This window comes from Tenacibaculum profundi (genome assembly GCF_057162725.1).
The window spans coordinates 982,788-1,007,481 of record NZ_CM169894.1 but is presented as its reverse complement, the minus strand read 5'-3'; the positions used below and the strand labels follow the sequence as shown (position 1 = coordinate 1,007,481).

The 24,694-nt window shown below is 29.6% G+C and carries 19 protein-coding genes; 14 read left to right on the top strand and 5 right to left on the bottom strand.

Going from position 1 to position 24,694, the window contains the following annotated elements; genetic code table 11:
• Positions 1–1,014, bottom strand: coding sequence for a FecR family protein (locus AC2GW8_RS04065; protein ID WP_440881514.1), 1,014 nt, complete (start codon positions 1,012–1,014; stop codon positions 1–3).
• Positions 1,015–1,097: 83 nt separating this feature from the next.
• Positions 1,098–1,664: an RNA polymerase sigma factor gene (locus tag AC2GW8_RS04060; protein ID WP_440881513.1), complete on the bottom strand. Its 567-nt coding sequence runs from the start codon at positions 1,662–1,664 to the stop codon at positions 1,098–1,100.
• A gap of 150 nt (positions 1,665–1,814) precedes the next feature.
• On the opposite strand from AC2GW8_RS04060, the gene ychF reads away from it, so the two are divergent.
• Positions 1,815–2,906 carry a redox-regulated ATPase YchF gene (ychF, locus tag AC2GW8_RS04055; protein WP_440881512.1) on the top strand — a complete coding sequence of 364 codons (1,092 nt, stop codon included), beginning with the start codon at positions 1,815–1,817 and terminating at the stop codon, positions 2,904–2,906.
• Positions 2,907–2,986: 80 nt separating this feature from the next.
• On the top strand, positions 2,987–3,658 hold the full coding sequence (locus AC2GW8_RS04050) for a DUF2461 domain-containing protein (protein ID WP_440881511.1): 672 nt from the start codon (positions 2,987–2,989) through the stop codon (positions 3,656–3,658).
• Between the two features lie 46 nt (positions 3,659–3,704).
• On the opposite strand, the gene AC2GW8_RS04045 is transcribed toward AC2GW8_RS04050, so the two are convergent.
• Positions 3,705–5,030: an MATE family efflux transporter gene (locus tag AC2GW8_RS04045; protein WP_440881510.1), complete on the bottom strand. Its 1,326-nt coding sequence runs from the start codon at positions 5,028–5,030 to the stop codon at positions 3,705–3,707.
• Positions 5,031–5,139: 109 nt separating this feature from the next.
• Between AC2GW8_RS04045 and AC2GW8_RS04040 the strand changes: the two genes are divergently transcribed.
• From AC2GW8_RS04040 to AC2GW8_RS04025, 4 genes are all read left to right on the top strand, one after another.
• Positions 5,140–5,532 carry an acyl-CoA thioesterase gene (locus tag AC2GW8_RS04040; protein ID WP_440881509.1) on the top strand — a complete coding sequence of 131 codons (393 nt, stop codon included), beginning with the start codon at positions 5,140–5,142 and terminating at the stop codon, positions 5,530–5,532.
• Positions 5,533–5,563: 31 nt separating this feature from the next.
• Positions 5,564–6,682: a DEAD/DEAH box helicase gene (locus AC2GW8_RS04035; RefSeq protein WP_440881508.1), complete on the top strand. Its 1,119-nt coding sequence runs from the start codon at positions 5,564–5,566 to the stop codon at positions 6,680–6,682.
• Position 6,683: 1 nt separating this feature from the next.
• On the top strand, positions 6,684–7,313 hold the full coding sequence (locus AC2GW8_RS04030; RefSeq protein WP_440881507.1) for a trimeric intracellular cation channel family protein: 630 nt from the start codon (positions 6,684–6,686) through the stop codon (positions 7,311–7,313).
• A 128-nt stretch (positions 7,314–7,441) separates the two neighbouring features.
• Complete coding sequence (locus tag AC2GW8_RS04025; RefSeq protein WP_440881506.1) at positions 7,442–10,507, top strand: glycosyl hydrolase family 18 protein; 3,066 nt, start codon at positions 7,442–7,444, stop codon at positions 10,505–10,507.
• Positions 10,508–10,817: 310 nt separating this feature from the next.
• On the opposite strand, the gene AC2GW8_RS04020 is transcribed toward AC2GW8_RS04025, so the two are convergent.
• Positions 10,818–12,029 (bottom strand): RsmB/NOP family class I SAM-dependent RNA methyltransferase, encoded by a 1,212-nt coding sequence (locus AC2GW8_RS04020; RefSeq protein ID WP_440881505.1) that lies wholly within the window; start codon positions 12,027–12,029, stop codon positions 10,818–10,820.
• 608 nt (positions 12,030–12,637) lie between these two features.
• Here AC2GW8_RS04020 and AC2GW8_RS04015 point away from each other — a divergent pair.
• The 8 genes from AC2GW8_RS04015 (at position 12,638) to AC2GW8_RS03980 (ending at position 24,169) form a co-directional block, all read left to right on the top strand.
• Positions 12,638–12,847 carry a hypothetical protein gene (locus AC2GW8_RS04015; protein WP_440881504.1) on the top strand — a complete coding sequence of 70 codons (210 nt, stop codon included), beginning with the start codon at positions 12,638–12,640 and terminating at the stop codon, positions 12,845–12,847.
• 386 nt (positions 12,848–13,233) lie between these two features.
• Positions 13,234–13,524 (top strand): hypothetical protein, encoded by a 291-nt coding sequence (locus AC2GW8_RS04010; RefSeq protein ID WP_440881503.1) that lies wholly within the window; start codon positions 13,234–13,236, stop codon positions 13,522–13,524.
• Between the two features lie 259 nt (positions 13,525–13,783).
• Positions 13,784–15,901, top strand: a complete 2,118-nt coding sequence (gene recG, locus AC2GW8_RS04005) for an ATP-dependent DNA helicase RecG (protein WP_440881502.1) — start codon at positions 13,784–13,786, stop codon at positions 15,899–15,901.
• A gap of 1,180 nt (positions 15,902–17,081) precedes the next feature.
• Entirely contained in the window at positions 17,082–17,807 is a 726-nt protein-coding gene (locus tag AC2GW8_RS04000; protein WP_440881501.1) for a helix-turn-helix domain-containing protein, read from the top strand.
• A 104-nt stretch (positions 17,808–17,911) separates the two neighbouring features.
• On the top strand, positions 17,912–18,553 hold the full coding sequence (locus AC2GW8_RS03995) for a peroxiredoxin family protein (RefSeq protein WP_440881500.1): 642 nt from the start codon (positions 17,912–17,914) through the stop codon (positions 18,551–18,553).
• A gap of 178 nt (positions 18,554–18,731) precedes the next feature.
• Positions 18,732–20,009: an N-acetylmuramoyl-L-alanine amidase gene (locus AC2GW8_RS03990; RefSeq protein WP_440881499.1), complete on the top strand. Its 1,278-nt coding sequence runs from the start codon at positions 18,732–18,734 to the stop codon at positions 20,007–20,009.
• A gap of 1,419 nt (positions 20,010–21,428) precedes the next feature.
• Positions 21,429–22,838, top strand: a complete 1,410-nt coding sequence (locus AC2GW8_RS03985) for a hypothetical protein (protein WP_440881498.1) — start codon at positions 21,429–21,431, stop codon at positions 22,836–22,838.
• A gap of 74 nt (positions 22,839–22,912) precedes the next feature.
• The gene (locus AC2GW8_RS03980) at positions 22,913–24,169 is read left to right on the top strand and encodes a thiol-activated cytolysin C-terminal domain-containing protein (protein ID WP_440881497.1); all 1,257 of its coding nucleotides are present in this window, start codon (positions 22,913–22,915) and stop codon (positions 24,167–24,169) included.
• A 231-nt stretch (positions 24,170–24,400) separates the two neighbouring features.
• Here AC2GW8_RS03980 and AC2GW8_RS03975 read toward each other — a convergent pair whose 3' ends face one another.
• On the bottom strand, positions 24,401–24,568 hold the full coding sequence (locus AC2GW8_RS03975; RefSeq protein WP_440881496.1) for a hypothetical protein: 168 nt from the start codon (positions 24,566–24,568) through the stop codon (positions 24,401–24,403).
• Positions 24,569–24,694 lie beyond the last annotated feature (126 nt).

Genomic DNA, 24,694 nt, shown 5'->3' with positions numbered 1-24,694 from the left:
TTAATAATTTTTGTAAACAATTAGTTTTTTATTATCCTCTTTAATGGTAATATTTGCAGCTTTTTTTACTGCGTTTAAACAAATTTCAAGATTTGTTGTAGGAACAGTTCCTGTGATAAGAATTTTTTTAGTTTTCTCATCAATAAAATCAAAGTTAACCCCATAGGTCTCTGAAACTTTTTCAAGTGCATCCGACAGAGTAGAATTTATAAAAATAAGTTTTCCGTTCTTCCAGGCTACTTGATCATAGCCTGAATTTAAATGATCATCAACTATAATTTTTTTTGAGTGAGATGAATATTCTATATAGTTACCAGGAACCATATTTTTAGATAAACCATTGTTAAGACTAAGTTTAACAGAACCTTCTTCAAGAAAAACTTTTGTTTTATTTTTTTGTGTATTTACATTGAATTGCGTTCCAAAAACTTCCACAGTTAAATCTTTGGTGTTTACCCAAAATTTAGCATTTGAAGCTCTTTTTTTACTAACATTAAAGAAAGCTTCTCCCTTTAGCCAAACTTCCCTAGCATTATTTTTTTTATAAGAAATAGTTGAATTTGAATTCAAAGTGACTAACGTTCCATCACTTAATTTTAACTCTAAAACTTCTCCAAAAGATGTTTTATGTGTTACCTTCATAAAGTCACTATAAAAATACCATGAACTTACGGAGATTAAAAGAAGAAAACTAGCAGCTATACCAGATATAAGATACTTATCCCTTTTATTTAGAAAAGGTCTTTTTTTCTTTATTGGAGACTTCACTTTCTTTAATCTATTTTCAAGTTTACTCCATTCAAAATCGATTTTTTCTTCTGGAATTACATCTTTTTTAAAATTGATTCCAATAATTATATCTCTTGCTTCATAGACTATATCTTTCTTACTAGGATTGCATTTTAGCCAGAAATCCCAAAAATATACATCTGAAAGCTGATTATTGAGTGCCCAATTTTTGAATGAACAGTCGTTTATAAAATCGTTAATGTTGGTGTACTCTTTTTGTGTCATACGAAAACTTATGAGGGGGTGCCATCTTAAGTAAGATATTATTTTGACAAATATACTCTTAAATAATATATAAATTCGCATTCTTATAAATTTAATAATTCAGAGATAGCGACTTCTTCTCTTAGGTTCTTAATAGCTTTATGTAATGTGTTAACGACACTCTGGTAGTTAATACCCATAGTATCAGATATTTCTTGAGGTTTGAGATTACAGTGAAATTTTAGATAGACAACTTCTTTTTGTCTTTTGGGAAGTTTATTAACAAGATTGGCAAGATTTTTATTACGAAAAGTTACAGATTCTTGATTGGCCATGAACTCCTCTTGGGTGAAATTAATATCGACAATGTCGGCGTCAATGTTTCTAACAACTGAGTATTTTTTATTTTTATTCAAACGTTTAATGATAAATCGTCTAAATGAAGAAAAGAGATAAGGAGCTATTGTTTCCAAGTTACTTAAATTTTCCTTGTGCTCGTATATGTAAACGAAAAAATCTTGAAGCGCGTCTTCAGTTAAAACAGAATCGTTGGATATTTTTAGTCCGTAACTAAAAAGCATTGGATAGAACTTCTTAAATAGTACTGAAAAAGATTTTAAATCTCCCTCTTTTAAGGATCTCCATAAAGTTTCATCACTTAATTCACTCATTCTCTAGGTCGGTTGTATCTTGTAAATGTAATAAAAAAAAATAACTTTTTAAACCTATGCAAAACTCACCGTGAAATAGTTTTAAAATTGTATGTCTTTTAAAAAAAAGTATTGTACTATATTTGTTGCGCTAAACTAATACAATATATAATGAAAGCTGGAATTGTAGGATTGCCTAATGTCGGAAAGTCAACTTTGTTTAATTGCCTGTCAAATGCTAAAGCACAAAGTGCAAATTTCCCTTTTTGTACAATAGAACCGAATTTAGGAGTTGTAAATGTACCGGATAATCGTTTAGAAAAATTAGAAGAGTTAGTAGCTCCGGAAAAAGTTATTCCTGCGACTGTTGAAATAGTTGATATTGCAGGGCTTGTAAGAGGTGCAAGTAAGGGAGAAGGGTTGGGAAATCAATTTTTAGCTAATATCAGAGAGACAGATGCAATAATACATGTTCTAAGATGCTTTGATAACGATAATATAGTTCATGTAGATGGATCAGTAGACCCAATAAGAGATAAAGAGACTATTGACATAGAGCTACAGTTAAAGGATCTTGAAACCGTTGAAAAAAGATTAGATAAAGTTAAAAGGGCAGCTAAAACGGGTAACAAAGAAGCTAAGAAGGAACTAGAAATATTAGAAACTATTCAAAAAACACTTTTAGAGGGAAAATCTGTAAGGACACTTGAATTTTCAGAAAGTGAAGAGGAGCTAGTGAAATCAATGCAGTTTATTACATCTAAACCAGTTCTATATGTTTGCAATGTAGATGAGAGTTCAGCGAAAGATGGGAATGATTACGTAAGTAAGGTTAGAGAAAATATTCATGATGAAGAGGCAGAGATTATTGTTTTAGCAGTGGCTACTGAAGCTGATATTACTGAATTAGAAGATTACGAAGAACGTCAAATGTTTTTGTCAGATATAGGACTTGAAGAGCCAGGAGTTTCAAGATTAATACGATCTGCATACAATTTACTTAATTTACAAACTTATTTTACGGCTGGAGTGAAAGAGGTTAGAGCTTGGACAATAGATATTGGAGCAACAGCACCTCAGGCAGCAGGCGTTATCCATACTGATTTTGAGAAAGGTTTTATTAGAGCAGAGGTGATTGGTTATGATGATTATGTTACTTTTGGTTCTGAATCTAAGGTGAAAGAGGCAGGGAAAATGAGAGTAGAAGGTAAGGAATACGTTGTTTCTGATGGAGATGTAATGCATTTCAGATTTAATGTTTAGGATGATGTTACAAAATGAAAATGTTAAGCTCTATTGAAATTTTTCAATAGGGTTTTTTATTTAATCTAAATTTATTTTTGATGAAATTTAAAAAAGAAAGTTTGTTTTTTTTGAAAGACTTAAAACAGAATAATAACCGAGATTGGTTTTCAGAAAATAAATCAATATTTATTGAAGCTCAAAGTAATGCCAAAGAATTATTTGAGTCTATTAAAGAAAAGCTAGAAGAACATGATGAGATTGGAAAAGATAAACTATTTCGTATTTATAGAGATGTAAGATTTAGTAAGGACAAAACACCATACAAGCATCATTTTGCGGGCTCTTTTTCACGAGAAGGAGCTCGTTTAAGGGGAGGGTATTATTTAAGAATTAGGCCGGGAGAAAGCTTTGCAGCAGGTGGTTTTTTTAAGCCTGAAAAAGAAGATTTATTAAGAATAAGGAAAGAATTTGAATTAGATGATTCCGAAATTAGAGATATTTTAAACAATAAAAAGTTTAAAAATTATTTTGGAGGGAAATTAGAAGGAGATGAATTGAAAACAGCTCCAAAAGGATTTGATAAAAAACATCCTTCAATAGATTTAATAAGAAAAAAGGCTTTTATTGCAATAAGAAATTTCTCAGATGAAGAGGTAATATCGGATAACTTTGTTGCAGAAGTTGATAAAACTTTTAGAATATTGAGACCTTTTTTTGATTTTATGAGTGATGTTTTAACTACCGATTTAAATGGAGAGTCTATAATATAAAAATTTGATTATCCTAAAAATAGGATTCAATTTATTTAAACTGCTTTTAAAGATTAGTCTTAATCTCATGTTTAAGGACAAACAAGGTTATTATAGTTGATAAAATATCTGCAATTGGAAAAGAGACCCATATTCCGTTGATTCCATAAAATTTTGGTAAAATATAAATTAACGGTATAAGGAAGAAGCCTTGTTTTAAAAGAGCTAATAATAGCGCTTTTAAGGTTTCTCCTATTACCTGAAAATAAGCTGATCCAATTAACTGAATTGTTATTAGAGGTGTTGCTAAAAAAGTTGTTGTTAGCGCTTTTGAAGTCACTTTAATCATACATTTATTGTTCGTAAATATTCCAATTAAAGTATTATTGAAAAACATAATCAAAATGAAAATAATTAAAGCAATACCTGTTCCAAATATTAATGATATTCGAATAGTTTCTTTAACTCTTTTTAAATCTTTAGCTCCGTAATTATAGCCAGCAACTGGTAAAAAACCTTGTGTTATACCTAATACAGGAAATAAAGCAAACATCATTACTCTATTAATTATACCGTATATGGATATTGAAATAGCGGAGCCATATTTTAGTAAGTTATAGTTTAAAATTATAATAAGAAGACTTATAGTACCTTGTCTAACAAATGTAACACTACCAAGGGACATTATTTCTTTTATTAAGGAAGGAACGATAGATATTTTTTTCAGATAAATAGTTGTTTGTTGCTTTTTTGATAAAAAGAAGTAAAAAACAAGAATTCCACTTACTAAAAAGGAGCATGTTGTAGCCAATCCAGCACCGAACATACCTAAGTTTCCTATTTTAATGAACAAAATGTCTAAAATAATATTTATAAATACCGGGAAAATGATTACTGCCATAGCATATTTAGGTTTACCAAGTGCCCTAATTATAGGGTTTCCCATCATAGCAAAAGTAAAGAAAGGCACCCCATAAATAACGATGCCGAAGTATTCTTTGGCTAAAACCTCTATAGCTTCTTTAGCCCCAAATAATTTGAGTAAAGGAGTAGGGAATAAAACACCAATGAAAAGAGATAGAAAAGCTATACAAAAAGTTAAAAATAATTGATTCTCAAAAACTTTATTAACTTTGTACTTGTCTTTATTACCAAGAGCACGAGAAATTATAGAACTTCCACCAATACCGATACCCATCCCTGCAGAAGAGATGAAAAAAACAATAGGCAATGTTGTAGTAAGTGCACCAATAGCCAATAAATCAACCCAACGTCCAACAAAGATAGTATCAATAATTAAATTTAGTGACATAGCTAAAATTCCAATAGAGGAAGGGATTGCTTGCCTTAGTATTAGCAAGCTAATTTTATCTACACCGAATTTACTGATCACTATTTAATTTTTATCAATTAAATAGCTAATATCAACTTATTCAGGTATATGTCATATTTTGTGAAAGGTTTTTAAGGATAAATTAACATCGTTTCTTTAAGTTTGTTAAATGAATGTTTATGAAAAAACTCAAGTAGTTCAAAAAAGTGAGATAGATCAATATAACCACGTTAATAATGTAGTATATGTTCAATGGATTCAGGATATAGCTAATGAGCATTGGCAAGAGCTTACAAAAGAAATAGAGGAGCTAGATTATGCTTGGTTTGTGGTTCGTCATGAAATAGATTATATAGCACAGGCACTTTTAAATGATGTTGTAATTATTAAAACTTGGATAGGTAAAACAGAAGGGGTGAAGTCTGTACGCCATGTTGAAATTAGTATAAACTCTAAGTTGATTGTGAGGTCACAAACAATTTTCTGTTTGGTTGATAACAAAACAGGAAGACCGAAAAGAATTACTGAAGAAGTGACAAAATTACTTTTGAGAGAAAAATAAGCAATATCTTTGTTTACTTAAATAAAAAGGGATGATGACATTCAGAGAACTAGGAGTAAGAAAAGATTACATAAAAGGATTACATGAATTGGGTATTAAAAAGCCAACTCAGGTTCAAAAAGAATCGATACCTTATTTGTTAGGCAATAACTCTGATTTTATAGGTTTGGCAGAAACAGGGACAGGAAAAACAGCTGCTTATGGGATCCCTGTGCTACATAAGATAGATACTTCAAAGGATACTATTCAAGCTTTGATTTTGTCTCCAACACGAGAATTAGTTCAACAAATAAAAAAACAATTGTTTAAGTTTACTAAATATGCAGATGATAAAATATTTTTAGAGGCTGTTTATGGTGGAGAAAAGATTGAACGTCAGATAAAAAATCTAAAGCGAACTACACATATTGTCGTAGCCACTCCAGGTAGGCTTATCGATCTAATAGAAAGGGGTAGTGTCAATTTAAAAGATATAGGGACTTTAATTTTAGATGAAGCAGATGAAATGTTAAGCATGGGCTTTAAAGAAGAATTAAATCGTGTTTTAAAGTATACTTCAGGAAAAAGAAAGACATGGTTATTTTCGGCTACAATGCCTCCAGAGATTAGAAATATAGTTAAGAAATATATGACTGCTTCTACTAAACAAATTGAAGTGAATAAGAATTTATATGTGAATAAAAATATAACACATCAATTTATTGAAACCACGATTCCTGAAAAGGTTAAATTAATAGTGAGATTTTTAGAGAAAAAATCTTTTAGTAGAGGGATAATATTTTCTAGAACCAAAGCAGGCGCACAAAAGTTAGCCAAAGAATTGAGGGAAGAAGGATTTTCAGTAGAAGCATTGGAAGGAAATATGCAACAAAAAGAAAGGGATAAAGTGATGAGATCCTTTAAGAATAAAAATCTACAAGTTTTGGTTTCAACAGACGTTGCAGCAAGGGGAATTGATGTGAAAAACTTAAGCTATGTTATCCATCATCAGTTGCCAGAGAAGAATGAGTATTACACGCACAGAAGTGGAAGAACAGCAAGAGCAGGAGAAATAGGGGTTTCTTTGGTTTTAGTTCTTAAAAATGAAAAAGAACGGTTGCTAGAATTAGAAAGGTCTCTAAAAATAAAAATTACTGAAATTTCTATTTAAGATGAATGTAATTTACATCCTTGACATTTGTGGAACATTCGCTTTTGCTATTAGTGGAGCTCTGGTTGCAATAAAAAAGGAGTTTGACGTCTTTGGAGTAATTATTATAGCTTTTGTAACTGCAGTGGGAGGTGGTATGTTAAGAGATGTTCTGATAAATGCTCATCCTATAAATTGGATTGGAGATATAAATTACATTTGGATTATCTTTTCAGCAGTTATATTTACGTTTTTATTTAAATCAAAGATTTCACCGTTACGTAAAACAATGTTTTTATTTGATACAATTGGAATTAGCGTTTTTACTTTATTAGGATTAGAAAAAGGATTAGCTCATAATTTACATCCATTTTTAGCACTTGTGATGGGAATGGTTTCAGCTGTTTTTGGAGGTGTTATAAGAGATGTGCTTACAAGAAAAATTCCATTAATTTTTAAAAAGGAAATTTATGCTTCGGCTTGCTTATCAGGAGGGCTGATATATCTTTTGCTTGATACAATTCATATAAATGATGATATTCAGTTTATTATATCTGCCCTTGTTATTATGATAATCCGAACTGTAGCAGTCATCAAAAAGTATGAATTACCAAAGATTAAAGATGATTTATTCTCTTACTTTAGAAAGTGATTTATTTATTTTTGTAGATATTTTATTCTTTTCAATTTGTTTTAAGTTGTTTATATAGTGTTGTTTGTCGATTTTTTTTTAAAGGTTATTTTATAATTAAGAATTTTCAAGAAATTTAATTATATATTATGAAACCCTTATCACAAACACGAAAAAAAGTGTTTTTTGCACTTCTTTTCTTAATAACCTGTTCATATGCGCAGGTGAATACTGGTGGAAATGCTACTAAAGCTAACCATCAGAAACAAATTATTGGTTACATTACAAATTGGGATGCTTGGAAAAATAATAAAGCAGGTGTGCCTGGAGCTGGTGCTCTTACTCATTTGAATATTGATTATTCGAAATACACAATTTTAAATTATTCTTTTTTTGGAGTAGCAAAAGATGGATCCTTACATAGTGGAGATCATAGAAACAAAAACATCCATAAAAAAGGAGTTTCTCAAGAACCAAATGATATCTTTTTTACAGATATTTATAGTAGTTGGGATCTTCATATTTTATTTGGAGAAATTGAGCCCTTGCAATACATAAACGAAGATGCTAAAAAAAGAGCCGAAGCACAGGGGTTTGAAGTAGAGGTTAATGGGAGATCATGGAAACAACCTACTTGGGGATTATCTGGAAACTTACCTTTGCCTCTTCATAAAGAAACTGGTGCACCAGGTTTACTGGAATTAGCACATAAAAATGGAGTTAAAGTAATGGCTTCAATAGGTGGATGGAGTATGTGTAAACATTTTCCAGAAATGGCTGCTGATCCTGTTAAAAAAGAAAAATTCATTGAAGATTGTAAAAAATTAATAGCGACTGGTTTTGACGGTATCGATCTTGATTGGGAATACCCAGGACCTTATTCTGGAATGAATTTTACTGGTACAGAAGCTGATTTTCAGAATTTTGTTAATCTTGTTGATGATATTAGAAGCGCAATAGGTCCAGATAAACTAATAACTTCGGCAATGTCAGCTGATCCAAGAAAGTTAGAAGGGTTCAATTGGAATCGCCTATCAAAATCAATGGACTATTTCAACATGATGACTTACGATTTTAATGGAGGATGGTCAAATAAAGCGGGTCACAATGCACCTGTTTATAGTTATACCGATGCAGAAGTTCCATTTTTTAATTGGCAATCAACCTTAAAAAAGTTAAACGAGTTAGGGGTTCCAAATAGTAAAATTTGTTTTGGAGCTCCTTTCTACGGAAGAGGAGTGGTGACGGAAGGAACTGCAATGTTAAATTCTAAAACAGTAAAACGCTCAGAAACAGTTCAACCAGACGGGCCTATATCAACATCAGCAGATTATACAAATTGGAAGAAAGAGGTGTATGATGGAACTCCGAATTACTTTTTTATCAAACAAAAAGCGTTAACGCCCAATAGTGGATGGACAAGAAAGTGGGATGATGAAGCAAAAGTACCTTATTTAGTAAAAGGCAATTTCTTTTTAAGTTATGATGATGAAGAATCAATCGGTATTAAAGCTCAATTCATTAATGATAATTCATTAGGAGGAACAATTGTCTGGACAGTATACGGAGATCTAGAATTTGGAGGTTCTGTTACATCATACGGAAGTAAACTGAAAAAATGGTCCAATGTAAAATCTCCATTAGTTAATAAAATAAACGAGGTTTTTGCAAACGGTAACGGAGGAGGTAATATGGCTCCAACTGTAAATATTACAGAGCCCATAAATAATACAACTTTTGAAACAGGTAAGAAAATTGAAATTAAAGTAAATGCATCCGATAGAGATGGAACCATAGCAAAGGTAGAGTTTTTTAACGGTCAAAATAAGTTGGGCGAAGACACTAGTAAGCCATATTCATATACTATTTCAAATGCAAAGTCAGGAAACTATAATTTAACAGCAAAGGCGACAGATAATAAAGGATTATCAACTGTTTCTAAGGTAGTAAAAGTAACAGTTAAAGATGAGGGGCAAAATACAGCACCTGAGGTATCAATAATAACTCCAAATGGCGGAGATTCATTTGTTGAAGGATCAACAATGGTAATTGAAGCCAAAGCATCAGATGTTGATGGAAGTATTGAAAAAGTAGAGTTTTTTCGGGATGGTAAGAAATTAGGTGAAGTAACGCAATTACCTTACAAATTTACAGTTAGCGATTTGAATGTAGGAAACTATACTTTAACAGTAAAAGCAACCGATAATGAAGGGGCAACAACTACATCAAAAACAGTTGAAGTAGAGGTTGTTAAAGATATAACAGATTCATGTAGCCAATATCCAGAGTGGTCATCTCAAGTTCCATACTCCGCAAAATCAGATGTCAAGCATAATAACATCCATTATAGAAGTAAATGGTGGTCAAGAAATCAAAATCCAGCGAATAATTCTGGACAGTGGCAAGTTTGGGAAAAAATAGGACCATGTGATGGAGGTGGAGCTAATACTACAAACAAGCCTCCAAAAGTACAAATAGACTCACCAATTGCAGGAACAGACTTAATTAAAGGAGTAACAATATCTATAAAAGCTAGTGCCTCAGATACTGATGGGAATGTTGTAAATGTAGAATTTTTTAACGGGACAAATAAATTGGGAGAAGATGCCTCTGAGCCTTACACATATGATCTTGTAAACGTTTTAGAAGGGGAGTATTCTTTAACAGTTAAAGCTACTGATAATAAAGGAGCTTCAACGGTTTCTAAGAATGTGAAAGTAGTAGTAAAATCTAATTCAACAGTAAATGATTGTATTGGAATTACTAAATACGTAGCAGGTACTACTTATAGAAATAAAGAAGAAGTTCAGAATAAAGGAACAAAGTATAACTGTAAAATAGCAGGGTGGTGTTCGTCATCATCTGCATGGGCTTATGAACCAGGAGTTGGAATGCATTGGCAGCATGCTTGGACAAAAGTAGAGCAATGTTCATCATCTTTAGTGTCAGGGAAGAAATTGACAATTTTGGAGAATCCTGTAACCAATCAATTAACGTTATTAAATGTTTTGAATGTTAGTACTAGGTCTAGACTTGAAGTTCAAGATGCTGAGGTTTATATTTATGATCCTGCAGGAAATCCTGTTGAATTCAATTTTGAAGCTGATAATAACAATATAAACTGTAATGTTAGCTCTTTAAAAAAGGGACCATACGTGTGTGTTGTTTACTACAATAAACAGAAATATACAGGTAAATTTGTAAAAACTAAATAATAACCTGAGTTTATATTATAAAAATATTCTATTTAGCATATGTTAAATAGAATATTTTTATTTTAACATAAGCAATAAAAAAAACTTAAATAGTTGTTATAGATGTGAAAAACAAATTAAAAACTGTAACAAGATTAGAATTAAATCGTTTACAAATTGATTACTTAACATGAAAGGTTAGTAATTATATAGTTTTTAGTAGTTGATAAAAAAGGCTTAAAAGTAATACTCTTTTAAGCCTTTTTGATATTTTAAAGTTAAGACTGTACTGTATAACGATGTGTCTTTAAAAAAACAGAACTATATAACATTAGTTTTTTTCAAGTAAAGCCATATAAAATCCATCATATCCAGATAAGTGTGATAAAACCTTTTTATCACTAATAAAAGAAAAGTCTTTTCCTTCATCTGAAGCTAAAAATAATTCAATTTGTTGCTGGTTTTCTGATGGTAATACAGAGCATGTAGCATATACAAGTTTACCTCCTTGCTTTACCATTTTTGAATAGCTAACTAATACCTCTTGTTGTATACCTCTAATACGATCTAAAAAAGAAGGTTCAAGTTTCCATTTACTATCAGGATTTCTTCGGATAACACCTAATCCTGAACATGGAGCATCAATTAACACCCTGTCAGCCTTGCCATAAAGTTTCTTAATTACCTTAGTTGAATCAATGACTTTTGTATCTATATTATGTACACCGTTTCTTCTTGCACGCACTTTTAGTTTTTTCAGCTTACTCTCATAAATATCCATAGCTATAATTTGCCCCTTGTTTTGCATTAAAGAAGCTAGATGTAATGTTTTTCCACCAGCACCAGCACAAGTATCAATAACTTTCATACCTGGTTGAACATCTAGGTAGGTTGCTACTAGCTGAGACGAAGCATCTTGAACTTCGAAATATCCTTTTTTGAAAGCCTCCGTTTTAAAAACATTGGCACGTTCTTTTAATTTTAAAGCATCATCATACCCTTTAATAGAAACGGCATTGATATTTTCAGTTGCTAGAACCTTTTGAAGTTTATCTTTGGTAATATTAAGAGTATTGGTTCTTAAAATAACTTCTGCTTGTTTGTTTAGAGCGGAAATCTCTTTCGTCCAAACATCTTCTCCTAATTCCTGTAATCCGATTTCGTCAATCCAATCAGGAATTGATTCACGATATTTCCTAATTTTAGATAGCTCATCAAATCGACCTTTGATTCTTCTATTAGGGGTAGGTTCTATTTGATTCCAATCTGGCAACTGTATACCTCGCAACACACACCAAACAGCAAACATACGCCATAAATCAGGCCTAGAAAACGGCTCTTTTACATTAGCTATTTCAGCATATAAACGTTTCCAACGAACAATATCATAGATCGTTTCTGCTACAAACTTTCTATCTCTAGCTCCCCATCGTTTATCTCTTTTTAAAGCCAACTCTACCGCTTTATCAGCATAAACATGTTCATTAAAAATATCGCGTAAACTGTCAATAACCGCGAAAACTAAGTTTCTATGTAATCTCATCGAGTTAATTTAATTTGCAAAGATAGTTGATTTTAGCCGTTTATCATGTCTTACTTTTAAAGGATCTATGATCCGACCCAAAGTGAAAAAAAAGGAAAATATGCGATTAATCTGCTTACCGATAATTCAATTTTTCAAATATTTATAGTCTTTTTATAAGTGCGTTTTTGTTTTTTGGGTAGAAATGGTATTTATAAAAAAGAAAAAAGAGCTGTGTTTAATAATTTTAACCGTTGTCTAAAACCAAGTGTAATTAATAATTACTTTGGAAAGTGAATTTTTAAAAATCAACCTAATAATCTTTAATTACATCTGATGAAAATTTGCAATATACCATAAATAAAATATTGCTAGCAGTATGAAAAAAAACATATTTTTATGGTTTTAACGCACTCACTTTTTAAAGTAAATGTTTGTTCTTGCGATATACCGAAACCAGTAATTGAATTAAAATTAGTTGATTATAGTTTTTGAAGAAAATGTAATTTTGACCTATACTGTACTTTTGATATTACACAGTACTACAAAAAAAGTTACAATTCAAAAGCAGTAGCGTTCCAATTTCAATCTTAACTTCTCAGTAGCTCATGATGGTTTAAGATACATAGATGATTGATTCTATTTTTAATTTAGCTAAGTATAAAAATATTAAAAGCAGAAAATTTAAAATAGATTTTGAAAAAGATGTTTTACCTATTATTCAAAAATTGAATTTATGGGAGAAAACATATATTTTAGGAACTAAAATACTTCTAAGAACTAGAATTTTTTTACAGTTTTATGAAGAATCAAAGGAAGTCAAAGTTAATTATCAATAACACAATTGGCAATAATTTATAATTCAATTACAGCGTAATTTGATATGCTTGAATCTATGTAAGATATAAAAAACCATATTTAATTTTAAAAAGATTGCTAATTTATTTTTTGTTAGGGGGCTAATTGTAAGTCTACTTTCAATAAATACCATATTCATTTTGAGACATAATCCACTGGCGTGCTCAAGCTTTATTGAGAATTCTTATATTCTTTCTTTACATAATTACTAAATAAACTTTCAAATAAAACTACTCTTATTTGCTGAAATTAGACCATATTTCCGATCTATGATTTATTTACTAACTTTATTGTTTAATCTGCAAGACTAATCATAAACAGAGTATTAGGTACAATGATAATGATTGGGGTGCAAAAACAGAAAACTATGAAATTATTCAAATCTCTATTTGTTGTTATAATTATTTGTTTTTTTGCAGTTTCATGCGACAAAGAAAACAGTAAGTCAGATAGTTTTGAAATTAAAGGAATAATTCAAAAGCAGGTTATAACTACTTATCAATATGGAACGCATGTTATATCCGGATATGCTTTAAGAAGCAATGCTGTAAATTTAGATAACTATATCAATCAAAATGTAACTGTTGTAGGGTATAAGATTGACGGATATCCAATTGATGGAGGACCTGACTTCATTGAAGTAGAAAAAGTAGAGTAAAGTACTTATCACTAACTAATAAGTAATTTTAATAATTTTATGTTGAAGATTTAAATAAACAAGATTTTTTTAATACTCTTAACTTTGAATTCTTCAAAAAAGCTAAACCTCCTACCCAGACCAATATTTTTTTAGCGAGATGAGTTGATTATTTATCTTAATTTAAATTATAATGAAACAAACATTTATATTTGAAAAGGATGTTTGCTAGATAAGAAGTCCATAAATTAACAAACAGTAGTATAGAATATAACTTAAAATGAACTTAAATAGTCCAGTTACCTACATAAAGGGAGTAAGTGTGGCCAGAGCTGAATTACTATATTCGGAATTGGGCATAAAATCGTGCAGAGATTTATTACATTTTTTTCCATTTCGTTACGTAGATAAAACGCAGTTTTATACAATTAATCAATTGCAGCAGAACACTTCAGAAGTTCAGGTAGTAGGGAAAATTACAGGAATTAAAACGGTTAAGCAAAAACGAGGAAGTAGGTTGGTAGCTGTTTTTTCAGATGCAACAGGAACAATAGAGCTAATTTGGTTTAAAGGAGCCAAGTGGATTCAAGATAATTTAAAAGTAAATGTTCCGTATGTTATTTATGGAAAGTTAAATTGGTATAATGGAAAAGCGAGCATGCCTCATCCAGAGATGGAAACAGTACAGGCATATAAAAATAAGGTGCAAATGGCTATGCAACCGGTATATCCTTCAACTGAAAAGTTAACTAATAAAGGGATTACGAATAAAGTTGTTAGAGGAATAATAATGAATCTTTTTCAGCAGTTTTTTAATACTATTGAAGAGAGTTTACCTCAATACTTAATAGAGGAACATCAGTTAATTGCAAAAAAGGAATCTCTTCTCAATATTCACTTTCCTAAAAGTCAAGAATTACTAGCTAAAGCTCAATATCGTTTGAAGTTTGAGGAATTATTTTTTATTCAATTGCAATTACTTCAAAAAAAGCTTATTCGGAAATCAAAATTAAAAGGGTTTGTTTTTGGTGAAGTTGGTAATGAGTTTAAGGATTTTTACGAGAATCATTTACCATTTAGTTTAACCAATGCTCAGAAGAGAGTATTAAAGGAAATTAGAAAAGATATTGGCTCTGGAACACATATGAATAGATTATTACAGGGAGACGTAGGTTCAGGAAAAACTATTGTCGCTTTACTTACAATGCTGCTGGCAATTGATAACGGATATCAAGCAACAATAATGGCTCCTACTGAAATTTTAGCCATACAACATTATAATGGAATAGCAACACTTCTCGAAAATACAAGTATTAAAGTTGACTTATTAACAGGATCAACTAAAACAAAAAAGAGAAGAGAAATTCATAAAGGTTTAGAGGAAGGAAGTTTGCATATTCTTATTGGTACTCATGCTATTTTAGAGGATAAAGTACGATTTAATAATTTAGGAATAGCTATTATTGATGAACAGCATCGATTTGGCGTAGAACAACGATCTCGTTTGTGGAAAAAAGGTAGACAAGATGACGGAAAAGCATTGGTACCTCCACACATATTAGTGATGACAGCAACTCCAATTCCAAGAACTTTAGCAATGTCTGTGTACGGTGACTTGGATGTTTCAGTAATAGATGAATTGCCTCCAGGAAGAAAAGAAATAAAAACAGTTCATAGGTATGATAGCCATAGACTAGGCGTATTTAAATTTTTAAAAGATGAAATAAAAAAGGGAAGACAAGTATATGTAGTATATCCATTAATTCAAGAATCAGAAGCAATGGACTATAAAGACTTAATGGATGGCTATGAAAGTATAGCAAGAGAATTTCCTAGTCCTGATTATCAGATAAGTATCGTTCATGGACAAATGAAAGCGGTTGATAAAGATTTTGAAATGGAACGTTTCGTAAACGGAGAAACTCAAATTATGGTGGCAACTACTGTTATTGAGGTAGGAGTTAATGTTCCTAATGCTTCTGTAATGGTAATAGAAAGTTCTGAGCGTTTTGGTTTAAGTCAGTTACATCAGTTGCGAGGTAGAGTGGGACGAGGTGCCGAGCAAAGCTATTGTATTTTATTATCAAGCTACAAATTATCTTCTGATGGTAAAACTAGGCTAAAAACAATGGTGGATACATCTGACGGATTTAAAATAGCTGAGGTAGATTTAAAGCTGCGTGGACCTGGTAATATTATGGGAACACAACAAAGTGGTGTTCTTAATTTAAAAATAGCGGATGTTGTAAAAGATTCTCAAATACTTCATAAAGCTAGACATATGGCTATTGAAACAATTAATGATGATCCAGCTTTAGCAAAATCAAGAAATGAGATTTTAAATAAAGTGATTTCAGGGCTTCGAAAAAACATGGGAATCTGGAGTAATATAAGTTAACTTTAATTTGTTATTTTGTTTAATAATAGATGGTTATGTGTAGTTGGTAGGTAGGTGAAAAAATCAAATAACTAGATGCTTTACTACTAATAAACCAGTCTTAAATTAGTTATAATAGTTAAAAAATGTATTCAAAAAAATCCCGCTCAAAATATGAGCGAGAAAAAATGCATTTAATAAGAAAAAACTTAGTTCGTTCTCTAAGTTATTCAAAATTCTTAAAATTTATTTAAGTATGAAATAGGTAATATCCCTAAATCGGATTGTATAAAAAACATCATGAATAGGGAGTATTGAGTGTTTAATTTTAGTCAATTTTAAATTAAAATATATTTTTTTTATTTAACTAGAATAGTTAACGGGAGAAAAATGCTTTATGATGCAAAGGGAAGTTTACCTAGACTATTAAACGGTATCAGAATAACGAGTAAATAAAAACTGCGCATTAAACTTGTTCAAAATGTAGTTAGAAGTTTGGTTAACACGCAGTGATATTTATACCAACTTTAACTTGTCTGCATAGTCCCCTGAGACAAGCTATTAGCTTTTTCAAAGCTATAAAAAATGAAATAAAAAATAAATAAAATAGTTAAAAATTAATATTTAAATAATCTCCTAAACTTATAGCAAGAAAAAAATATTAATCTATTTTCAGTATCAAAACTGTATTATTTAAAGCCAAACTAAGTAGACTAATTTAATAATATCTTAAGCAAGATTATTTCCTTAAAACAATTGTAAAAACTATTCTTTTCTTTAAAAAAAAATACAGTATTTAATTATTAAAAAATTAAGTGTTTCATATTTTAACATTAAGAACTTTAAATTATATTCAATTTTGTTTTAGATTAGTAAAAAAATAAATTTAAAGTTAATATTAATGATCAAATTTATTACCAGCAGTATATTTATGTTTAATCTAAGTATAAATATTTTGATAAATAATCGTTGTTATGAAAATTAGAACAGAATATGACTATTTCAAGTTTAAATTAAAAAGCTAAGAATCTGTATTTATCAATTATATTTCGCAACTAAAATATATAGACAGTTAGTAATTATTAAAAAAGAATATTTCTATAGGCGTATTAAAAATTAGTTTTTATGAAATTAAATTGTCTATAAATAGTTATTCTGTTTTAAACTACTTAATCTTTTTTACTCCAAATAATTTATTTAAATGATTTTTCCTATTATAAATAATACAATTATTACCCCTGATATTTTAAATGTTTGTGTTCTTTTAAGTGGAAGTATAACCATTAAGAATCATAAAGAAAATATAGTTATGTGTTCAAATAGTTTCTTTTTTTTTAATAGAGGCTTTGAAATTATAGCAAGTTCTCCTTTTGTAGATGGTTTTATATTAAAAATAGATAGCGATTTTTTAATGGATTTTTCGGATTTAAAAGAGCAAGCAAAGAAGATAGAGTATATTCATGATTTTATAAAAATTAAAAATATTGAAAACAAGAGAAGATTATTTCATTCAATCTTAAAAATATCAGACAACACAAAACTTAAGAAAAGCTTTTTACACATTTTATGGAATGAATTGTTTGATGATTTTTTTTCTAGAAATGAAAAAAAATCAATTGTAGTACAGTTTTCTGAATTAATAGATCAGCATATCCAGCAAAATTTATGTGCAGGGGCTTATTCAAAAATATTAGGAATTCCATTAAAAGTATTGATCAAAGAGGTGAGAAAAAGTGAAAATAAAACCCCCTGTCATTTTATTACAGAAAAAGTAATTGAAAAAGCAAAATATAAACTGTTAAATACAGACGACTCAAGTAAAATGATTGCTTATTATTTGGGGTTTAATGATCCTTATTATTTTATTAAATATTTTAAAAAAAGTACAGATTTGACACCGACTCAATATAGAAAACGCACAAAATAAATAGTTTTAAAAAAAGAATATATTCCATCTTTTCATTTTTTATTTCATTTTTTATAAATGAATAGTATTTCATATTTGTATTCATAATTTAATTTATTCATAATATGAAATTATCAGATAAACTAGCACAAAAAAAACAGGCTACAATACAAAATATTTCCAATGAAAAATGGGAGATTATGGAAAAAAGCACCAATTCTTTGAAAGAAGCTAAACTAAGTGAAAATGCTGTCAAAAAAGGGGATTTATTTCCAGACTTTAATCTTGTTAACATAAATAATAAATGTGTTAAAATTAGTGATTTCAAATATGAGTATTTAGTGATTTCTTTTTATAGGGGAGGGTGGTGCCCATACTGTAATATGGAATTAAAAGCTCTCCAAAGTATACTACCTGAATTAAAAAAGCACAATACTGAGTTGATTGCTATTTCTCCTGAAAAACCAGATAACTCTTTAACGACGACAGAAAAAAATGAATTGTCATTTACTGTTTTAAGCGATGTAGATAATAAATATGCTAAATTATTAGGGTTGGTTTTTCAAATGCCCGAAGATTTAAGAAAATTATACCATTCGTTCGATATATATGTTGATATGCATAATGGAAATAAAGACTATGAATTACCAATGCCAGCTACTTATATAATAAATAAACAAAAAGAAGTTGTATATAGTTTTATACCTGAAGATTACACAGAAAGATTAGATCCAGAGAAAATTCTCAGAATAATAAAAAATGTCTAAATCTTCTTACTTGTAAAGAGGTATTATTGTAATAGCATCCTTTAATATTTAAGAATATTTATGCATCGAAATAAGACTATTCGTTAAACTAAAAGTATTCTATTTTTATTAGTAAAAATAGAAAGGTGTTTACTTACTTTTGTCCGTTAACAAAGAAAATTATATTGGACTAAGAATTATGAATACACACCTAAATTGGATTAAACAAATTATTATTTTTTGTTTGATAGGAATACAAGCTTACGCGCAAAACACAAGTGATGAAATATTATCTAGGGAATTTTATTTAAAAAAAGCGAAGAAATATCTTTTAAAAGATTCTTTAGATCATTATCATCAGCTTGAATTTAAAGTAGAAGGGGTATTCTTTTTTAAAGATTCTGTAAATAAACAAGAAAATAATTTTGATTATTTTATTTCTTGGAAAGATTTAAAGAATTTAAAAAAAGATATTGAAAATCAACCTTATGATTCGGTCTATAACGCATTCATAAGAAATAAGAAATATGTTTCCTTAGGAAAAAATAACATTAATAAAAGTATTTCAAGAAAACGAATTAAAATAGCAATTAGCCCCGGACATTTAGCGACCAATTTTATGGAGGCTAAATATGAAGAAAAGTATATTGAATTTGATAACGGTAAAATAAAGTTTTATGAGTCTGATTTAGCTTTGAGGACAGCACTAATTCTTAAAGATAAATTATTGAAAGAAGGGTTTGATGTTTTTTTAACAAGATCAGACAAAAAGCCTGATATTTGGAATTTAGGTTTTGATAAATGGAAAAAAGAAAAGTTTGAACTAACTTTAAAAGAGCAACTTGAGCTAGGTGAGCTTAACGATAATCAAGCAGAATGGTTTAAAAATGAGGCTACAGATCAGCAAATTTTTAAATACTTATATGCTAAATTCGAATTGCGTAAGAGAGCAGAAATGATTAATGAATTTGATCCAGATTTGACAATTGCAATACACTACAATGTAGATGAAAAGAATAAAGACTGGAAAAAGAGTACTAATAAAAATTTTATGATGACTTTTGTCCCTGGTTCTTTTTTGACAAACGAGTTAAAAAAACCGATAGATCAACTCAATTTTTTGAAACTATTGGCAACAGATAACATTAAAAAATCAATTCAATTATCAAAAGAGTTTATCACTTTTTTTCGCAAGATGTCGTGTATTCCAATAGCAACTGCTAATGATGCTGATTACTTAAGTAAATTTTGTGTTGTAACTGAAGAAAAAGGTGTTTTTTCAAGAAATTTAGCCATGACACGATTGGTAAATTCTCCTATACTTTATGGAGAACCGCTTTATCAAGATAATAAAAAGGTTTCAAGATCTTTAAATTTACATAATCCTGACAGAAAAAATAAAAAAAGAACCTCTAAGTATTTGAAAAAAGTGGCTGATTCATATTATAAATCAGTATTAAGTTATTTAAGAAAGTAGTAGAAACAAATTTAGAGCAATAAGTTAAACTAAAATAGAAAAGTATCTTCTCGAAAGAAAGATGCTTTTTTAGTTTTTGAATAAGTTTAAAAGGAAGAAATGTTGTAAAAATTATTCAATTAAATATTACAATAAATGTTTTTTAATGGATTTAATTTATTAATAAAGAGGAGGCTATTATTAAAACTGCGCATTAACTTCTTTCATGAAGTTGTGGGCTATAGATAGTAGAAAGTTTGGTCAATACGCAGAATCTAAATAAAGTATAAATTTAAATAAAAATAATTTAAAAATAACTTAGGGGAAATACTGAATGTTATATCGGTGTTTTTACTAGTTAAAGTTTTGATAGAAAAAAAAGAATGGTTTTGAATTAATGTCAAAAAATGAAATTTAGCGTCGTATTACTTAATCTATGTTAGTGTGAATATTCGTTAGTATAAAGTGTATTTTATACTGATAATTATAAGCGTAATACATAATTTTAGCAGGTTTTAAGTGAAGTTTAAACTTCTTTTGATAATATGTTTTTCTATTTTTATTATCGAAGACCAAATCCTTTCTAAATATTTATGTTATTTCTTTTCTAAAGGTTTGCATTAAGATTCTTAATACACTCGTGTAATTACTTATTCAAATAAATATAGCTCTAAAAGGAACGAGTTTTTCAATTATTATTCTTAGTTGTCTACTAGTGTTAAAACTTTTTTTAGTTTCCAAAAGGCGCAACTACTTTTCACGAATATCAAAAATTATTCTGACCTATTAACAAATCATTTTAGGAAAAATAGCATATAAAATTAAAATACTTTTGTTAGATAATACTTTGTATTAGAGTTTTTTTGTTGTAGACTATTTAACTTTAAAATACTAGTTTTTTCTCAAATAGTTAAGAGATTTCTGTATTAAAAATTTTGGAAGTTGAACCGAAAATATTCATAATATTGTATGTTGTTGAACTGCTTGAACTTTTTATCAATGTTTGGTTTTTACTAATGATTAAATATTAATAAATAATGGTAAAAAAAGAACCTAACGTGTTTTCTTAATAAAAAAACATTACATTTGGCTTCTACGAAAATACTTATATTCCATTTTGTCGGGTATATATAATTATTTACAGTTTTTTAATGATTAATTCCGAGTTTCAAAATTTTGTTACTCTAAAGGATATACTTTTCATTCTCTTAGGCTTTTGTTATAAAAAGTTTGAATGAGAGTATTCTTTTTAGGATCATATAAAAATAATTTTATCAGATAATTTTTTTTATCAAATTCTAAGTATTAATAATACTTGCTTATTTGACTTAATAGACTCTGGTAAAGTATAAATAAAGGTAGAGCTGATAAACTACTATAATAACAGGGTGTATTCCTGAAAAACCAAACGAGTAAGGATTAATTCAAAACTAAATATTTATGACACAAGATGAAGAAAAGGAAGTACTTAAAGCACTTTACGATAGGATATTTGATGTTATTACTTATCAACCCGCAGGAGGAGAAAACCCTTTTACAGAAACTGAAACTTTTATTCATTTTTCAAAAAACTCAGCGGTTAATCCAAAATCTTTTTTAAATCCAAGAACTCCTTCAAATCCAACAGGAGACTTAAAAGCTTCCGAAGAGTTTTCTCGTATGGTTGACGTAGTTTCACCTTTATCATTGGAGTGGCAAAATTCAGGAGATAGACTTTCTGAAAATTACTCAAATATTGTGAATTCAGCAAATGTGACAACGGAGCAAGATGAGAAACAAGTAGCTATGTATAACAAAGCATACGATTATTTACGACCAGAGAAAACAGAAAAAAACCCTTTTACAGATGAAGAAATAACATCAAGAAGTGATTCTAAGGATTATGTTGATTATGAGGCTAATATGGAAGAGTACGTTTCTGCAATATCTATGTATCGTGGAGCCTATAATCTATATTTAGATGACTTAGAGTCAAAAGACCAAGAAGTTAGCTCAAAAGCAGATCGAGATTGGCAAGCAAAAGCACCAATGCTTGAAAATGAAATAAAAAAAGCTTTTAGAAAATTGTCATCAGGGAACGCAAAGTTTGTTAAACAAGCCCTAGATATTCTAAACACAACTATAAATGATGGTATTCGTGCCGCTATAAGTGTTGCTAAGGAGTCTATTCAAGAGGATCGTAAATTTAGTTCTTCTTTAGGGTTTGATAATAAATGGTTGTTGAGTTATCCTTCGCCTTCAAATTGGAATGAAGAAGGAGCGCTAAATTTTACAGAGTTTAAGTTGAGTGGCGGTAATACGAATATACGTTCTAAATCTACAGAACATAAATTTGGTCTTGATGTCAATGTAAATTATGGATTGTGGAATGTAAAAACAGGCGTAGGAGGAGAGTTTAAGAATTCAAATAGTTCAACAGATAAGGACAGTTTAGAGATTACAGCTAAGTTTGCTAAAGTAGATATCAAAAGGCCATGGTTCTCTGAGTCATTGTTTAGACTTGGAAGCTGGTCTACGAAATTAGTTGAAAAGCATGGTATTTCTAATGGACAAATTGATTCAAGTAATAAAGGGAATTATTTACCGATGTACCCAGTATCCTTTATAGTTGCCAAGGATATCTCTATAAAAGCAGATTTTTCACACGAGGAAGAAGAGCATATTTCACAGTCTGTAAATGGAAGTGTTTCAGTTGGATATGGACCTTTTTCAGTTGGAGGAAATTATGGATTTGGTTCAACAGAAGATAATTTTTCATCAGATTATCAAAACGGTGAAATACGAGTGCCTGGTTTACAGATTATTGGATGGGTTAGTAGGGTTATTCCTGCTTCACCGCAAGAAGGCTAGTTAAACGTAAAATTTAAATACTGTAGAAAAACATTTTCTACAGTATTTTTTATGACTTTACAAAACAATAAATTATGAATATACATGAGGCTTTTGCGAGTGCTTTGGGTAAAAGTGATTTGAAATCAAGGAGTAGTATAGGTTCCAGAAGTGACTTAAAAGTGAACGCTGATACAGAGAAACAAATTGTTCAATTGAATTCTGTTCCTGTTACAATTGACGCAAATTTGTATAAAAATGCCAGAAGCAATACGAAACCTTTGGGTGATATAGGTGCTTTATTTAATTTTAGTCAATTAGTTGACCCGGTTCCTAGAATAGGTAAATCTTATGCAGCAAGTACTTCTTCATCAGAAAAATTATACGGTCATATTTTAAAAAGTGCGACAATAATTTCTAATAACGATTTTGCGAGGTCTGTTATTAGTGAGTCTCGCGAAGACTATAATCTAAAAGCTTTTTCTGATAGAGATGGAACACCAGGGCAATGGAGGCCTGTATATGCTATTCCAGAAGATTGGCACTCAGCTAATGATAATCGTTTTAAAAGTTTAATAATTGACCCATCCAGTAGCATCGCAAATACTATATTTCAATCAGTTCCTGGTACCCATGATTTAGATTTTATACTAGAGGGTGGTCAAAGAAAAAAAATGCACCCTGATTCAAAAATCAACTCTGTGGAGATGAAATATATGCAAGTTGAACTAGATAGGCCTTGGTATAATCCACTACTTTTTCAATTGGATGGATGGTATCTTTCAAACGAATCAAAAGGGTACTGCTCTTCTGGTGAGCTACAAGATAACAAAGGGGTCTTTCCCTTGATCCCTACTAGTATGATTATTGCCAAAAGAATTAATGTAAATGCAACATGGGCAGAGGAGGATCAAGAGATTATTAACGGTTATAAAGAATTAGGAAAGCCTTTATATCTTGGACCTTTTCAAATTTCAGAAACAATTGATGATACACTTAAAATTATTGGTTGGATCAGTGAGGTTATTCCGTTTTCACCAAAAATTTCTAAACCAGTAGAAACATCAATTAAGGTAAATAATAAAGGAGCATATGTGTCAAGATTTACTGTTACTTGGAATGTAAATGGCGTCTTAGAAAAGGGAATTTCTGGAAATTTTCCTGTGCTAGCAAATAAAGAAATTTCAGTTCCAGCATTTGCATCAGACATAAAGATAAGTATTGAAATTATGACTCTTCCTTTGCCTGAAATATGGTCTACAGTTAAAACAATTCAGTTAGAAAAGCCTGAGTCCGTCGAGTATGAATTATCTGGCACCACTTTTTCTCCAGTACTTGATCAAATAAAGTAATGGTAAAATTAGAACTCTTTAGTTCGTTATATTATTTAATAAATTATCACTGATAATTTTCAAACAAAAATTAATGCCCATACCTCTTTGATGTTTATAAGTAACATTAAAATATATAGTTATTAAGAAACACCTTCATTAAATAAGGTGTTTCTTAATTTTAAAAGGTTTAGATAAAATAACTTTTATAATATATTTTTAAATGTAATAAAGAGCAATTAAAATTTCTATTTATTGATTGCAAGGAGGATCTTCATTACATGGATAAGTCGTTGTTTGAATATCAGTAATTGATAAGTTTTCCGGATTGGTATGAACATTAGTACAATTACAAAGATCTTCATCTTTAGTACAGCTAACCAATAAGAATAGAATTAATACTAAAATTAATTTTGGCATTTTGAATAATTTTAATTTGTCTAAGATAAAATTTTCAAAAACTAACTTAACCTAATAAAAGTATAATTTTTTAGATTGATAAATAATCATTCAGAACTTACTCAGTACCTATAATATTAACGAAAT

Coding starts and splice junctions, on each gene's coding strand:
- AC2GW8_RS04035 (WP_440881508.1), top strand. CDS start 5,564: ATGATGACATTCAGAGAACTAGGAGTAAGAAAAGATTACATAAAAGGA.
- AC2GW8_RS04065 (WP_440881514.1), bottom strand. CDS start 1,014: ATGACACAAAAAGAGTACACCAACATTAACGATTTTATAAACGACTGT.
- AC2GW8_RS03975 (WP_440881496.1), bottom strand. CDS start 24,568: ATGCCAAAATTAATTTTAGTATTAATTCTATTCTTATTGGTTAGCTGT.
- AC2GW8_RS03980 (WP_440881497.1), top strand. CDS start 22,913: ATGAATATACATGAGGCTTTTGCGAGTGCTTTGGGTAAAAGTGATTTG.
- AC2GW8_RS04000 (WP_440881501.1), top strand. CDS start 17,082: ATGATTTTTCCTATTATAAATAATACAATTATTACCCCTGATATTTTA.
- AC2GW8_RS04060 (WP_440881513.1), bottom strand. CDS start 1,664: ATGAGTGAATTAAGTGATGAAACTTTATGGAGATCCTTAAAAGAGGGA.
- AC2GW8_RS04030 (WP_440881507.1), top strand. CDS start 6,684: ATGAATGTAATTTACATCCTTGACATTTGTGGAACATTCGCTTTTGCT.
- AC2GW8_RS04025 (WP_440881506.1), top strand. CDS start 7,442: ATGAAACCCTTATCACAAACACGAAAAAAAGTGTTTTTTGCACTTCTT.
- AC2GW8_RS04050 (WP_440881511.1), top strand. CDS start 2,987: ATGAAATTTAAAAAAGAAAGTTTGTTTTTTTTGAAAGACTTAAAACAG.
- AC2GW8_RS04015 (WP_440881504.1), top strand. CDS start 12,638: ATGATTGATTCTATTTTTAATTTAGCTAAGTATAAAAATATTAAAAGC.
- AC2GW8_RS04040 (WP_440881509.1), top strand. CDS start 5,140: ATGAATGTTTATGAAAAAACTCAAGTAGTTCAAAAAAGTGAGATAGAT.
- AC2GW8_RS04010 (WP_440881503.1), top strand. CDS start 13,234: ATGAAATTATTCAAATCTCTATTTGTTGTTATAATTATTTGTTTTTTT.
- AC2GW8_RS03995 (WP_440881500.1), top strand. CDS start 17,912: ATGAAATTATCAGATAAACTAGCACAAAAAAAACAGGCTACAATACAA.
- recG (WP_440881502.1), top strand. CDS start 13,784: ATGAACTTAAATAGTCCAGTTACCTACATAAAGGGAGTAAGTGTGGCC.
- AC2GW8_RS03990 (WP_440881499.1), top strand. CDS start 18,732: ATGAATACACACCTAAATTGGATTAAACAAATTATTATTTTTTGTTTG.
- ychF (WP_440881512.1), top strand. CDS start 1,815: ATGAAAGCTGGAATTGTAGGATTGCCTAATGTCGGAAAGTCAACTTTG.
- AC2GW8_RS04020 (WP_440881505.1), bottom strand. CDS start 12,029: ATGAGATTACATAGAAACTTAGTTTTCGCGGTTATTGACAGTTTACGC.
- AC2GW8_RS03985 (WP_440881498.1), top strand. CDS start 21,429: ATGACACAAGATGAAGAAAAGGAAGTACTTAAAGCACTTTACGATAGG.